Raw genomic sequence first — 13,735 nt, 5'->3', positions numbered from 1 at the left:
CCGCATTCCGGAGCCGCGCCGGGGCTAGAGGCGCGCGGTGTCCACGGGCACGTCCAGCCTGACCTTGGCGTAGGTCTCGAAGTGCCGCCGGGAGACCATCGCGTGCTGTGCGGCCACGTGGGCGTCGCGCAGGCACCGCTGGAGGGGCGAGTCCTCGAACACCGAGCTGCCCCCGCCGACGGCGAACGCCAGCCTGGTGACGTCCGCGGCCTCGGCGGCGGCGTGGGAGCACGCCAGGCGCAGCCGGGCGCGGGCGCCGGTGTCCGCCGGGACGCCCGCCACCGCGTCGGCCCAGCGGGCGGCGACCTCGGCGCGCAGGAACGCCCGCGCCGAGGACAGCTTCGCCTCGGCGGTGGCCAGGTCGAGTTGCGCGCCGGTTTCGGTGGCCAGGACGGCGGTGGCGTACTGGCGGGTCTTGGCGCGGGCCAGCGACTCGACCTCCTCGACCGCGCGGGCGGCGACGCCCAGGCAGACGGCCGCGACGCCCACGGCGAGGAAGGCGAGGAACGGGAACCGCGCGAGCGGCGCGTCCGCGGTCGCGGTGAGCGGCCACACCTGGCGGCGGGTCGGCACGAACGCGTCGGCGACCTCCCACTCGTGGGAGGCGGTGGCGCGCAGGCCCGCCGCGTGCCACGTGTCGTGCACGGTCACGTCGGCCGCCGGGAAGATCGCCAGGCGCGGTCCGGCGTCGGTCACCACGCCGCCCACCACCCAGTCGCACAGCGGCACGGCGCTGCCCCAGCCCCACCGACCGGTGACGCGGTGGCCGCCGTCGACCGCGACGGCCCGGCCGAGCGGCGCGGCGGTGCCCGCGAGCACCGACCCGGGCGACCCGAGGACCTCCTCGGCCGTCTCGGGCGGCAGGTACCAGGCCAGCGACGAGGTGGCGCTGGTGGTCATGGCGGTCCAGCCGGCCGAGCCGTCGGCGCGCGCCAGGTCCTCCACCTCCGCCACCCACGTGGGCAGGTCGAGTTCACGGCCGCCGAGGGAGGCGGGCGCGAGCATCCGCGTCGCGCCCGCCCGGACCAGTTCCGCCACGACCGCCGGGGAGAGTCGCCGGTCGCGCTCGGACGTGGCCGCCTCGGCCCTGATCAGTGGGTGCACGTCCTGATCATGCCGCAACGTTCCACTTCTGGTTGGCGGTTCCGCCACAGGTCCAGATCTGCAACCTGGTCCCGTTGGCGGAGCTGTTGTTCTGCGCGTCCAGGCACTTGTTCGCCTGGATGTTCACGATGTCCCTCGCGCCGCTGACGGCCCACCGCTGCGCGCCGGTGCCGTTGCAGTCCCACAGCTGCACGAGCGTGCCGTCGGCGGTGCCGCCGGACGCCGCGTCGAGGCACTTGCCCAGGGCGCGGAGCGTGTCGCCCTGGCGCGTCCACCGCTGGGCGTTGGTGCCGTTGCAGTCGTAGAGCTGCACGGGGGTGCCGTTGGCGGGGTTCGCGCCGGCCACGTCCACGCACTTGCCGCCGATCCCGGTGATCGAGCCGCCCGCGGGCGGGTTGCCGTCGATCGTGGACACGCGGACGTAGTCGATCAGGAACTGCTGCGGGAACGTGGTGCTCGCGTCCGGGTAGCCCGGCCACTCGCCGCCGACCGCGAGGTTCAGGATGATGAAGAACGGCTTGTCGAACACCCACTGGTTGCCGCCGACGTCACCCGGTCCGCGCCGCTGGTAGACGGTGCCGTCCACGGACCACGCGATGCCCTGCGGGGTCCACTCGACCGCGAACGTGTGGAAGCCGTCGGCGAAGTTCGGGCCGTTGTACGCCGCGCCGATGCCGCCCGCGCCCGAGTAGCCGGGGCCGTGGATGGTGCCGTACACGGTGTCCAGGTCGTGGCCCAGGAACTCCATGATGTCGATCTCGCCGCTGCCCGGCCACGGGTTGCCGGAGTTGATGTCCTGGCCGAGCATCCAGAACGCGGGCCAGATGCCCTTGCCGCGCGGCATCTTCATCCGCGCTTCCACCTTGCCGTAGGTGGAGGTGAACTTGCCCGCGGTGTTGATCCGCGCGGAGGTGTACTGGCAGCGGCCGTACCAGCAGTTCCAGTTGCCCGGGTTCTCCTTGCGGGCGGTGATGACGAGGTTGCCCGCGCCGTCCATCGCCGCGTTGGACGCGGAGTCCGTGTACCACTGGTGTTCGCGGTTGTTGCCGTTGTTGTTGCCCGTCTCCGTGTTCCACCTGGAGCCGTCGACCCGCGTGCCGGCGGCGCCGTTGAACTCCTCGGCGAACGTCACCGCCATGGTGCCCACGCCCGGGGCCGCGGCGGGTGCCGGTGCGATCCCCACCTGGGCGGCACCCACCTGCCCGGCCGGTACCGCGATCACGCCGAAGGCGAGCGCGACCGCACTCACCACCACTCGTGTCCTCATCGACACTCCCTTCACTTTGGCGGCGGCCAGGTCGGAAGTTACTGCATGACCTTTAATCAAGTCACGATGAAAGTGCGGGCGCTTTACTGTCGGTCATGCCGGGACACCCACCGGCCCGACGAGGAGGTCGACACCCCATGGCCAAGTTGCGCAGCTACGTGTCCGGACGCTGGCACACCCCGGACGCCGAGGGCGCACCGCTGCACGACGCCGTGACCGGCGAGGAGATCACCAGGATCTCCTCGGCCGGCATCGACATGGCAGCGGCCCTGGACCACGGCAGGCGCGTCGGCGGCCCGGCGCTGCGGGAGCTGACGTTCCACCAGCGCGCCGCCCTGCTCAAGGCGCTGGCCTCGCACCTGCGCGAGCACCGCGACGAGCTGTACGCCCTGTCCGCGCGCACCGGCGCCACGAGGGCGGACTCGCTGGTCGACGTCGACGGCGGCATCGGCGTGCTGTTCGGCTACGCGAGCAAGGGCAAGCGCGAGCTGCCCAACGACACGGTCCACGTCGACGGCGCGGTGGAGCCGCTCAGCCGCGGCGGCACGTTCGTCGGCCAGCACGTCTGCACCCCGCTGCGGGGCGTCGCCGTGCAGATCAACGCGTTCAACTTCCCGGTCTGGGGGCCGCTGGAGAAGTTCGCCCCGGCGTTCCTCGCGGGCGTCCCGTCGCTGGTCAAGCCCGCCTCGCAGACCGCGTACGTGACGGAGAAGCTGGTGGAGCTGGTCATCGCCTCCGGGCTGCTGCCCGAGGGCTCCCTCCAACTCGTCTCGGGCGGCGCGGGCGACCTGCTCGACCACCTCACCCCGCAGGACCTGGTCGGCTTCACCGGCTCCGCGTCCACCGCCCAGCTGCTGCGCACCCACCCCGCGGTCATCCGCCACGGCGTGCGCTTCAACGCCGAGGCCGACTCGCTGAACTGCTCGATCCTCGGCCCGGACGCGGTCGAGGGCACCCCCGAGTTCGACCTGTTCGTCAAGCAGCTCGTCACCGAGATGACCGCCAAGGCCGGCCAGAAGTGCACCGCGATCCGGCGCGCCCTGGTCCCCTCGAACCTGCTGGACGCCGTGGCGGAGGCCGCGAGCGCGCGGCTGGCGAAGGTCGTCATCGGCAACCCGGCCAACGAGACCGTGCGCATGGGCGCGCTGGCCGGGCTGGAGCAGCGCGAGGAGGTCCGGCGCTCCCTCAAGGCGCTGCTGGAGGTCGGCGAGGTCGTCCACGGCTCACCGGACCGGGTGGACGTGGTGGACGCCGACGCCGAGCGCGGCGCGTTCCTGTCACCGGTGCTGCTCAAGGCCGACCCCGACCACGCCCAGCCGCACGAGGTGGAGGCGTTCGGCCCGGTGTCCACGCTGATGGCCTACGACGGCGTCGAGCACGCCGTCGAGCTGGCCGCGCGCGGCTCGGGCAGCCTGGTCGGCTCCGTCGTCACGCACGACGCGGACTTCGCGCGCGAGGTCGTGCTGGGCCTGGCGCCGTGGCACGGCCGCGTCCTCGTGCTCGACCGCGACGACGCGAAGGAGTCCACCGGCCACGGCTCGCCGCTCCCGGCGCTGGTCCACGGCGGCCCCGGCCGGGCGGGCGGGGGCGAGGAGCTGGGCGGCATCCGCGGCGTGCTGCACCACATGCAGCGCACCGCCGTGCAGGGCAGCCCCCGCGTGCTCGGCGCGGTCACCGGGCGCTGGGTCGCGGGCGCGCCGCGCACCGAGTCCGACGTGCACCCCTTCCGCAAGTCGCTGCGCGAGCTGAGGGTCGGCGACAGCGTCGTCGCCGGGCCGCGCGCCGTCACCCTGGCGGACGTCGAGCACTTCGCCGAGTTCACCGGTGACACGTTCTACGCGCACACCGACGAGGAGGCCGCGACGGCCAACCCGTTCTTCGGCGGCCGGGTCGCCCACGGCTACCTGGTGGTGTCGTTCGCGGCGGGCCTGTTCGTCTCGCCCGAGCCGGGGCCGGTGCTCGCCAACTACGGCCTGGAGAACCTGCGGTTCCTCACGCCCACGTTCCCCGGTGACGAGCTGACCGTGACGCTGACGGCGAAGCAGATCACGCCCCGCGAGGACCAGGACTACGGCGAGGTGCGCTGGGACGCCGACGTGGTGAACCAGAAGGGCGAGTCGGTCGCGAAGTACGACGTGCTGACGCTCGTGGCCAAGCGGTAGCGCTCACGCCGGGTCGGGCAGCCGCCGCCCGACCCGGCGCCGCAGCTCCTCCGGCAGGTCGTCCCCGGCCGCGAGCAGGTCGGGCAGCAGCTCCGGGCGCAGCGTGAGGGCCTGGAACGCCGTCCGCACCGTCACGCCGTGCCCCGGCCGGTGCACCACCACGACCTCGTCACCCGCCGCGATCGTCGCCGGCTCGACCACCCGCAGGTACGCGCCGGGCGCGGCCCGCCGCGTGAACGCCTTCACCCACCCGCGCTCGCCGATCACGGCCGCGAACGTCCGGCACGGGATGCGCGGGCTCGTGACCTGCACCACGAGGTCGCCGACGCGCCACCGCTCGCCGATGCGCGCGCCGGACACGTCCACGCCGACCGTGGTCAGGTTCTCCCCGAACAGCCCCGGCGGGAGGTCGCGGCCCAGCTCGGCCGCCCACCCGTCCAGGTCCTCGCGCGCGTAGGCGTACACCGCCCGGTGGTCGCCGCCGTGGTGGCGCAGGTCGGAGATGTGGTCGCCGACCAGGCCGCTGCCGCCGACACCGGCGGGGCCCGGCGCGCGGACCTCGACGGGCGTGGTCACGGGGCGCTTGCCGATGCCGGTGTGACCGACCTCCGCCTGGTCGCACCCGGCCCGGGAACCGACGTTGAGCGAGAGCACGTGGGGCATGCCCGCGACGGTAGCCCAGGCAGTCGCGGGGTTCCGACCCGTCACCCGGCGCGGTGGGGGAGGATGGCGGTGGATCACCGTCGGTGGGAGGCACATGCGCAGGTCCGTGGTCACGTCGGTGTCGGCGCTCGTGCTGGCCCTGGCGGCGGCGGGGTGCGCGGAGCCCCGCGGCCTGCCCGCCCCGGCCCTCGGGCCGGCCGCCGAGGACAGCGCGGCCCTGGTCGCCACCGCGGCCGCGCGCGCCGACGAGCAGCGCTCCGTGCGGTTCGCCGCCGAGAACGCCGTGGCGGGCCGCGAGGTGCGCCTCGACGGCGACCTGCTGCGCGCCCCCGAGGGCCGGTTGCTGTCGCTCACCGAGGACGGCACCGACGTCGTCGTGCTGGCCGACGCCGGGTACAGCCGCACCGCCGGCGGGACCTGGACCAGGCACGACCCGGGGGAGCGCGTCCCGGTGCGGGCGGACGCCACGATCGGGGACCTGCCCGACGAGGTCGACCCGGCGGCGGTCGTGCGGTCGCTGGCCGGCGCGCTGGTCGTGGCCCGCGCCGAGGAGGTCCTGGACGGCGTGCCGACGCACCGGTACACGATGCTCGTCGACCTGCGGGTCCAGGCGGAGCGCACGGCCGACTCCACGCGCCGGGCACAGCTCCTCGCCGCCGACGAGTCCGGGTTCACCGCGACCGCCGTCGTGTGGGTCGGCCCCGGCGACCTGCCGGTGCGGGTCGAGCAGGTGCTCACGACGCTGGAGGACACCACGTTCCAGCGCGTGGTGCACCGGTTCTCGAACTGGAACGCCGACGTCCGGGTGGCCGCACCCGCCCCGTGACCAGCACCCGTCCCGTGACCCGCCCGTGAGCCGTCACAGCAGGCGCAGCGCCAGGCGGATGTCCGTGCGCAGCGCGGGGCGGCCGTCCAGCTCGCTGTCCGGGTTCGGCGCGACGCCGCCCGCCGCGACGCGGTCCAGGGTGGCCAGGCCCGCGTCGGTGACGCGGCCGAAGACCGTGTAGTTCGGCCGCAGCACCGAGTCGGCCGTGACCAGGAAGAACTGGCTGCCGTTGGTGTCGGGACCCGCGTTGGCCATCGCGAGCGTGCCGCGCGGGTAGGTGCGGCGCTCACCGGTCGGGTCGTTCGGCGCGGGCGGCAGCGAGGTGGGCAGCTCGTCCCGGTAGCGGTAGCCGGGGCCGCCCTCCCCGGTGCCCGACGGGTCGCCGCACTGGAGCACCTTCAACGTCGGGTAGGCGGTCAGCCGGTGGCACGTCGTGCGGTCGTGGAAGTGCTCGCGCACCAGGTGCAGGAAGCTCTGGGTGGTGCACGGGGCCTGCGCCCGGTCGAGGACCAGCGGCACCGGGCCCTGGTTCGTCGCGAGCAGCACGACGGGGTGGCCGCGGTCGGGGGTGCGGCGCGGGTCCGGCGGCAGGGGCACCGGGCGCGCGGCCGGGTCGTCCGGTGTCGCCGCGTAGCCGCAGGGACCGGGGGTCGTGCCGGGGTCGGTACCGGGCGCGGCCTGCGCGACCCCGCCGGTGAGCAGGGTGCCGAGCAGGAGCGCTGCCGCCGCGAGAGTCTTCACCGGCACAGGTCTAGCGCAGCGGTGCGGCGGTCACCAGGGCCGGTCGGCGGGTCCGAGGGACGCCGCGAAGCAGCTGAGCGCCTCGCGGTCCCGCTGCGAGGTCTTCGTGATCAGGCTCGCCACGTGCTTCTCCACCGTGCGCGGCGAGATGTGCAGCCGGGTCGCGATGGCCTTGTTGCCCAACCGGCCCGCCAGCAGCTCCAGCACCTCGAACTCGCGCACCGTCACGCCCAGCGCGCGCAGCACGCGGGGCACCCGGTCGGTGCCGGTGCGGCGCTGCGGCACCGACGCGCCCACCTGGCGCAGCAGCCCGCGGCACGCGCTGGCCACCGCCGCGTGACCGGCCTGGTGGAAGTACTCCTCGGCGGTCCGCAGCCACGCCACGGGCTCGCCCCAGCCGTCGGCCACCGCGCCCTCGGCGACCAGGCGCAGCCCCAGGTTCCGGGCCAGCGGGAAGGCCGACGCCGCCTCCCGGGCCTCGCGCACCGCCCGCGCCGCCTCCGCCTCGCGCCCCGCCCGACCCAGCAGCACGGCCAGCGCGAACCGGGCGAACACCCGATTCCACCGCATCCCGGCCGCGGCCGACCGCGTCACCGCGTGGTACCCGTCCAGGTCCAGCTCGCCGGACAGCGCGCCCAGCAGCAACCGCATCCCGTGCCGGCCGGACAGGTGGTACACCGTCGGCGTCTCCGCCTCGTGCGCCATCGCCCGCGCCAGGTCCTGACCGGCCGCCGCCCGGTCCTCCTCCAGCAGCGCGCAGAACGCCCGCGCCAACCCGAAGCACAGCGGACGCTCCTGCGAGCCGACCCCGCCCACCCGGTCGAACGCCTCGATCGCGGCGTCCACCTCGGCCCGCCTGCCCTGGTGCGCCGCCGCGGTCGCCTGCGCCATCAGCACGTACAGCGTCAGGTGCTTGAGCTGGAGCCGGCGGGTGTCCGCGGCGATCCGGGCCAGTCGGTCCGCCGCCTCGTCGTAGTGCCCGCGCAGCACCATGTCCAGCCCGAGGATGCAGTCCACGTTGTACGCCAGGTTGATCGCGCCGACCCGCAGCGCCTCCTCGCGCGCCTCGGCCAGCTCGGCCGGCGACCCGTCGGCCAGCCACGCCAGGCTCGCTTGCCGGACCACCGAGTGGACTCGCGGGATGGTCAGCCCGTGCTCCTCGGCCAGCGCCCGCGCCCGGCCGAAGCACTCGGCCGCCTCGCCCAGGTCCCGCTCCCGCGCCAGCACGCCCAGCAGTTGCCACGCCTCGCAGCCCACCTCGGGCAGCGGCACCCGCTCCGCCGCGTCGACCGCGCGCCGGGCCAGGAACTCGGTGGCCTCGATCCGGTTCGGCTCGTCCAGGTGCATCGTGGTGTAGGCGGCCAGCGCGTCGAGCCGCGCCTCGCGCTCGTCGTCCGCGTCCGCGCCGAGCAGGGTGCGCGCCGTCCCCACGTGCGCGATGGCGTCGGTCCACCGGCCGGCGGTGTTGGCGACCATCGCGAGCCTGGCGTGCAGGTCGGCCCGCCGTCCCCGGTCCAGGCCCGCGGCGCTCAGCTCGGCCACCGCGTCGACCAGCGCGAACGCCCGCTCGAACTGGCCCGCCTCGGCCAGCGCGGGCAGCAGCGAGTCCAGCACCTCGGCGCGGACCGACACGTCCACCCCGCTGGCCAGCAGCCGGTGCGCGTGGTCCAGCAGCCGCACCGCGGACCCGGCGGCGCCGTCGGCCAGCGCACGCCTGCCCGCCTCGGCCAGCAGCGCGCCCGCCTCGGCGGTCTGCCCGGCGTCCAGCCGCAGCGACGCCACCAGCGCGCACCACTCGCCGGGCAGGTCCGGGTGCAGCCGCCGCACGGCGTCCGCCGTCCGCCGCGCCAGCTCCGCCCGGTGCGGCGGCGGCAGCTGGGCGAGCAGCGCCTCGGCCGTCATCGGGTGCCGGAACGCGTACCAGTCGGGCACGGGCTCGTCCGGCGTCACGAGCTGCGCCGCCACCCCCGCGTGCAGGTGCGACAGCATGGTCCGGTCGTCCATGCCGACGACCACGCGCAGCACCGACAGCGGGAACCGGTGCCCCAGCACCGCGGCGGCCGACAGCAGCTCGCGGCCCTGCGGGCCGAGCCGGTCGGTGCGGTGCGCGACCGACCGCACCAGCGCGGACGGCACGCCGATGCGCAGCTCGCCCAGCACCTGCCACCCACCGGGGCCGCGCACCAGCAGGTTGCCGTTGACCAGGCCGTGCAGGATCTCCTCGACCACGAACGGGTTGCCCGCGCTGTCCGCCCACACCCGCTCGACGACCTCGTCGGGCACGCGGCGGTCGTCGACCTCCAGGCACAGCGCCACCATCCGGCGCACCTGGCCCTCGTCCAACCGGCCCAGCTCCAGCAGCACGCCGGCCTCCCGCTGCGCGGCCAGGCGCACCACGTCGAGCGTCGGCCCGGGGTCCGCGCGGGTGGTCACCAGCAGCGCGGCGGGCACCTGGTCGAGGTTGTCCACCAGGTAGTCGACGACGGCCATCGTCTCGACGTCCGCGTCGTGCAGGTCCTCCAGCACCAGCAGGCACGGCCGGTCCCGGCCGACCACGGCCAGCAGCCGCAGCACCGCCTCGGCGAGCACCACCACCGAGGGCACCTGCCGCTGCTCCTCGACACCCCACTCGGGCACCAACCGCCCCAGCGCCGACTGGTAGGGGCCGAGCTCCCGCAGGTCCGGGCCGTCACCCGCGCGCAACAAGGACATCAGCGCCTCGGCCAGCGGCCGGAACGGCACGATCGGCCCGATGGTGCTGCCGCGCCCGCGGAGCACCCGCATCCCGCGGTCGAACGCGCCGGCGGCGGCGAAGCGCGCCAACCGGGTCTTCCCGATGCCCGGCTCCCCGACGAGGAACACGGCACGACCGCGACGCGCCTCGGCGTCGGCCAGCACCTGCTGGAGGACGCGGACCTCTTCGTCGCGGCCGACCACGACCGGCGCGCGGGTGTGCATGTCCCGACCTTAGCCAAGCTGATCGACCGCACGCCAAACTGCCCGCACCCCCAGTGCGGGCGGGCAGTTCGGCGATCCGGACCGCTAGGCGGTCAGCACGGCATGCCGGGCGCGCTCACGGTCTGGCTGCCCGCCGCGGCGGCGACCACCGCGTACGCGCCGACGGCCAGGGTCAGGCCGGCCAGCGCGCGGGCGCGCGCACCCGCCTTGGTCTTGCGGGTCAGCGCCATCTCGCCGGCGGGGTGGTCGCCGTCCTGGTCTTCGCTCCAGGTGGTGACCGCGGCGGGGGTGGCGTCGCTCATCGGGTGTTCTCCTCGGTGGTGTGTGTGTTCCGCAGGGTGTCGAGCAGCAGCACGGACGGCACCCGGTCGGGGAAGCCCAGCCGGAGCAGCCCGTAGCCGATTCCGGAGAGACCGGTCAGCAGCCCGGCAGACGGTACGCCGCCGGGCGTGCCGCAGTGAGCCCCGTACTGGTCGAGCACGCCGAGCACGAGGCCGGCGCGCCGGGTCCGCGTGGCCGCGGCCAGCGCGTGCCCCTGCTCGGCGAGCGAGGTCAGCGACTCCAGCACGCCCAGCTCGCCGTGGCACAGGCTCAGGTCGCGCAGCGGTTCGTGCACGGCGAGGGCGTTGAGGCAGCGGTCCAGGTGCAGGGTGTGCGTGTCGACCGGCTGGCCGGGGTGCGCGGCGTGCGCGAGCACCGCGCCGGACAGGCCGGAGCACCAGCTGTGGTCGGCCTCGGTCACGTCCAGCAGGCGCTGGCGCAGCGCGTGGTCGGCGCGCAGGTTCGCCCGCCCGGCCACGCCGTGGCGCTGGTCGCCGGTCGCCCGCGCGTAGCGCAGCAGCGCCCAGCCGACCCCCGCCCGGCCGCGGGCGAAGCCGTCGCCGCCGGGGGACGCGGCGAGCAGCCGGTCGGCGTAGGCGCGGGCCAGCGGCGCGGCCTCCGGCAGCCCGCTCTCCGCCCGCACCGACAGCATCGCGGCCAGCCCGCCCGCCCAGCCCTCGACCAGGTTCGCCGGGTCCTCGCCGACCCGCTCGACGGTCGCCGCCACGGCCAGCGCGGTGCGCAGCCAGTCGGTGATGTCGGGGTCGTCGAGCAGGTTCGCGAGCCGCGCCAGGGCGTAGCAGACGCCGCCCAGGCCGTGCATCCCGCCGCTGCCCACCGCGACCGCCCGCTCGGGGTCCTCGGCGAACGCGGCCAGCAGGCCGGGCAGCGGGGCGAGCGCGTCGCGGGCGAACCCGGTGTAGCGGGCCGCGCCGGTCAGCGCGCCCAACTGGGCGAGGAACAGGGCGACGCCGGTGTAGCCGTTGGACAGCCCCGCGCCCATGGCGGACACCGCCCAGTACCGGTCGTCCACCAGCTCCAGCCCGACCCAGTTGACCCGCCCGTCGTCGGCGGCGGCCTGCGCGAGCACCTGGTCGGCGATGCCGCACGCGGCCACCAGCAGCCGCTGCTGGTCGGGGATGCCCGGTTCCACCGGCGCGGGCAAGCCCGGCCCGGTGCGGTGCTCCACCGGGCGCGGCCGGCTCGCCAGGGTGGCGCTGATCAGCCACTGCTGGTCGTGCCGGTCCACCTCGTCCAGCGCGGCGACCTTCGCCGTCACGGCGGCCAGGCCGGACACCGGCAGCAGGCCCGGCAGCCGCTGCCCCGTCGAGGTCCACACGTCGCGGCTGCCCGGCCGCGTGGTGAACAGCGGCACGTCGCCCGCCCACAGGTCCGCCAGCTCGTGCGGCACGAGGGCGCGCAGCACCTCCTGGTCGGCCGAGTCGTCCCACAGCACGTCGAGGGCGTCGTCGCGGGCGTCGGCGCCGCGCAGCGCGTCCGGGTGGGTGGACTCGTCGAGCAGCGTCGCGTACAGCTGGGTCATCCGCGGCACGAACCGCACCGGCAGGTCGGCGAACCGGGCCAGCAGACCGGCCTCGCCGCCGCTGCCGAGCAGCTCGGCGCGGTGGTCGGCGAGGGCGTCGTAGCCGATCCGGAACCCGGCCAGCAGCGCGTCCCGGTAGTCGGCGGCCTCGGCCTCCTCGCCGTCCACCACGGGTCGGTTGTGCGCGGTCGGCGCGGGCGCGGGCCGGCGGACCAGGCGCATCCGGTCGGTGCCGGGGTGCAGCCAGGCCACGCCGTCGGCCGCGTACCGCTCGCGGTCGCCGCCCGTGCCGCCGACGTCCAGCGCGCCGTGCTCGCCGAGCAGCACGCTGGGCAGCACGGCCGTGCGGTGCACCGACCGGGCCAGCGCGCGCGCCGCCGGGTCCGCGGTGGTGTCGGCGGTCGGGTGGAACAGCGTCTCCACGTCCACCAGCACCGGCCGGTCGCCCGCCGCGACCAGGTTCTCGTAGTGCATGTCCGTGCCGTCCACCGCGTACAGCAGGGCGATCAGCCCGCCCAGCCGGTGGTAGAACCGCCCGACGCCGGCCTCGTCGGCGCACGCCGCGTGCTCGACGAACTCCAGCCAGCCGTGCGTGGGCCGGGCCACCGCGCGCGGCACCCGCAGCCCCAGGTCGGTGTGCCCGTCGAACCACGCGAGCAGGTCGGCGAACGCGACGTGCAGCGCGATCGGGCGAGGCTTGTAGACGACCCGGCGACCGTCGGCGAAGGTCAGCACGGCCACCGAGCGGCCCCGCGCGTGCGGGTCGCCCCGGCCGGTCTCGACGCGCGCGACGGGACCGGGGTCGCGGCCGCCGAGCAGGGCGCGCACGATCTCGCGGCGGTCCCGGGCGAACCGGTCGAGCAGTTCGACGTGCGCCGCCACCGCCTGGAGGCAGGTCTGGCCGAGCAGCCTCGCGAGCACGGGGTACTTGGCGAACAGCGCGCGCAGGTCCACGGTGCGCGCGAAGTCGGCGAACCGGGCCTGCGGGGTGTCCCCGGAGAGCCGGCCGGCGACCCGCTCCAGGTTGAGCTCCAGCACCAGCGTGCGGGCCGCGACCCGGGCGAGCCGCGCGCCCAGGTCGCGGGCGAAGGCGTCGTCGAGGCGCGGGTCGCGGCGGACCGCCTCGCGCACCAGCGGGTGCAGGGCGGAGGCGAACGCCCCGGCCCAGTCGCCGCCGGGGAAGTCTGCACGGGCCGCGGTCGCGGTGGCGCGTTCCACGAACGCGGCCCATGAGGGCCGTCCACGGGGGACGACCAGCTCGTGGGTGCTCCCGCGGACGCCGCTGAGCCACCACTCGGCTGGGGGTCGGTCTACGGCGGAAGGGAACACGCGGCCAAAGCTGTCATGCGCGAACCCGTCGCACATGGGGGCCTCGCCCCCAGATTTGCGGGCGGTGCCCGGCCGTCTCCGCACCAATGCGGAAAGGGTGTCGTCGCAGGTCACCCGCACCGGTGAGGGGTCCGGCCGACCGGTGGACGCGTCGGGCCGGTGCCGGGCGGCGGGTCAGCGCGCGCAGTTCTCGGCCTGCTCGCCCGCGTCCTTGAACTCGTCGGGCAGCGACACGACGTCCAGCTTCTCCACGGCCTCGTTCATCACGGTGACCGCCTCGGTCAGGTCCTGCATGACCGAGGAGAACACGTCCGCGGTCAGCTCGGGCGCGCCGTCCACGGTCGACTTCGCCGAGACGAACTTGTCCCGCGCCCGGCCCAGCGGCCCGGCGATGACCTCGACGGCGGTGTCCGCGGCGGGCTGCGGTGCGGGCGTCAGCTCGTCCAGGTCGTGCAGCGCGACCTCCAGCACGTCCTCCACCCGGCCCAGCGAGTCGGAGAACGCCTTCTTCAGCGCCGCCGGGTCCCCCTCCGGCTGCGGGAACTGCACGCCGCCCGAGGCGATCAGGTAGTTCGCCACGCCGCAGTAGTTGTTCATCCACCGGACCAGCTCGGGGGAGGCCCCGGCGGTCGAGGACCGCGGGGCCGGCACGGCCCTGCCCTCCACCGGCGTGCCGCAGCCGGCCAGGATCGGACCTGCCAGCGCCACCACTGCCACCACCCACCGCTTCACAGGGGATTTGTACCCCACGGATCACCCGGTGGTGGCCGGAAGCGCGACAACGGGGTCGGCCCCCGCCGGGGTCGCCGCCTGTCGGGCCG

10 protein-coding genes are annotated in these 13,735 nt (G+C 75.6%); 2 read left to right on the top strand and 8 right to left on the bottom strand.

Going from position 1 to position 13,735, the window contains the following annotated elements:
• Nucleotides 1-24: 24 nt before the first annotated feature.
• Both J2S66_RS19530 and J2S66_RS19525 read right to left on the bottom strand, forming a co-directional pair.
• Nucleotides 25-1,104: an acyl-CoA dehydrogenase family protein gene (locus J2S66_RS19530; RefSeq protein WP_310308605.1), complete on the bottom strand. Its 1,080-nt coding sequence runs from the start codon at nucleotides 1,102-1,104 to the stop codon at nucleotides 25-27.
• Between the two features lie 7 nt (nucleotides 1,105-1,111).
• Nucleotides 1,112-2,371 (bottom strand): family 16 glycosylhydrolase, encoded by a 1,260-nt coding sequence (locus J2S66_RS19525; protein ID WP_310308604.1) that lies wholly within the window; start codon nucleotides 2,369-2,371, stop codon nucleotides 1,112-1,114.
• Nucleotides 2,372-2,508: 137 nt separating this feature from the next.
• Here J2S66_RS19525 and paaZ point away from each other — a divergent pair, with 137 nt between their 5' ends.
• Nucleotides 2,509-4,533, top strand: a complete 2,025-nt coding sequence (gene paaZ, locus J2S66_RS19520) for a phenylacetic acid degradation bifunctional protein PaaZ (RefSeq protein WP_310308603.1) — start codon at nucleotides 2,509-2,511, stop codon at nucleotides 4,531-4,533.
• A 3-nt stretch (nucleotides 4,534-4,536) separates the two neighbouring features.
• Here paaZ and J2S66_RS19515 read toward each other — a convergent pair whose 3' ends face one another.
• Entirely contained in the window at nucleotides 4,537-5,196 is a 660-nt protein-coding gene (locus J2S66_RS19515; protein ID WP_310308602.1) for an MOSC domain-containing protein, read from the bottom strand.
• Nucleotides 5,197-5,290: 94 nt separating this feature from the next.
• Between J2S66_RS19515 and J2S66_RS19510 the strand changes: the two genes are divergently transcribed.
• Nucleotides 5,291-6,022 (top strand): hypothetical protein, encoded by a 732-nt coding sequence (locus tag J2S66_RS19510; protein ID WP_310308601.1) that lies wholly within the window; start codon nucleotides 5,291-5,293, stop codon nucleotides 6,020-6,022.
• Nucleotides 6,023-6,055: 33 nt separating this feature from the next.
• Here the strand turns inward: J2S66_RS19510 and J2S66_RS19505 are convergent, their stop codons facing one another.
• The 5 genes from J2S66_RS19505 to J2S66_RS19485 all read right to left on the bottom strand — a co-directional run bounded on the left by J2S66_RS19505 (nucleotide 6,056) and on the right by J2S66_RS19485 (nucleotide 13,622).
• Nucleotides 6,056-6,763, bottom strand: a complete 708-nt coding sequence (locus tag J2S66_RS19505) for a peptidylprolyl isomerase (protein ID WP_374726096.1) — start codon at nucleotides 6,761-6,763, stop codon at nucleotides 6,056-6,058.
• Nucleotides 6,764-6,793: 30 nt separating this feature from the next.
• Nucleotides 6,794-9,721 (bottom strand): helix-turn-helix transcriptional regulator, encoded by a 2,928-nt coding sequence (locus tag J2S66_RS19500; protein WP_310308600.1) that lies wholly within the window; start codon nucleotides 9,719-9,721, stop codon nucleotides 6,794-6,796.
• A 92-nt stretch (nucleotides 9,722-9,813) separates the two neighbouring features.
• On the bottom strand, nucleotides 9,814-10,023 hold the full coding sequence (locus J2S66_RS19495) for a hypothetical protein (RefSeq protein WP_310308599.1): 210 nt from the start codon (nucleotides 10,021-10,023) through the stop codon (nucleotides 9,814-9,816).
• On the bottom strand, nucleotides 10,020-12,803 hold the full coding sequence (locus tag J2S66_RS19490) for a type 2 lanthipeptide synthetase LanM family protein (RefSeq protein ID WP_310308598.1): 2,784 nt from the start codon (nucleotides 12,801-12,803) through the stop codon (nucleotides 10,020-10,022). The genes J2S66_RS19495 and J2S66_RS19490 overlap by 4 nt, the downstream gene beginning before the upstream one ends.
• A 285-nt stretch (nucleotides 12,804-13,088) precedes the next feature.
• Complete coding sequence (locus tag J2S66_RS19485; RefSeq protein WP_310308596.1) at nucleotides 13,089-13,622, bottom strand: hypothetical protein; 534 nt, start codon at nucleotides 13,620-13,622, stop codon at nucleotides 13,089-13,091.
• Nucleotides 13,623-13,735: the final 113 nt, after the last annotated feature.

The sequence above is a fragment of the Saccharothrix longispora genome, from assembly GCF_031455225.1.
GTDB classification, from domain to species: Bacteria; Actinomycetota; Actinomycetes; order Mycobacteriales; family Pseudonocardiaceae; genus Actinosynnema; species Actinosynnema longispora.
This window is presented reverse-complemented; position numbering and strand designations above follow the sequence as displayed.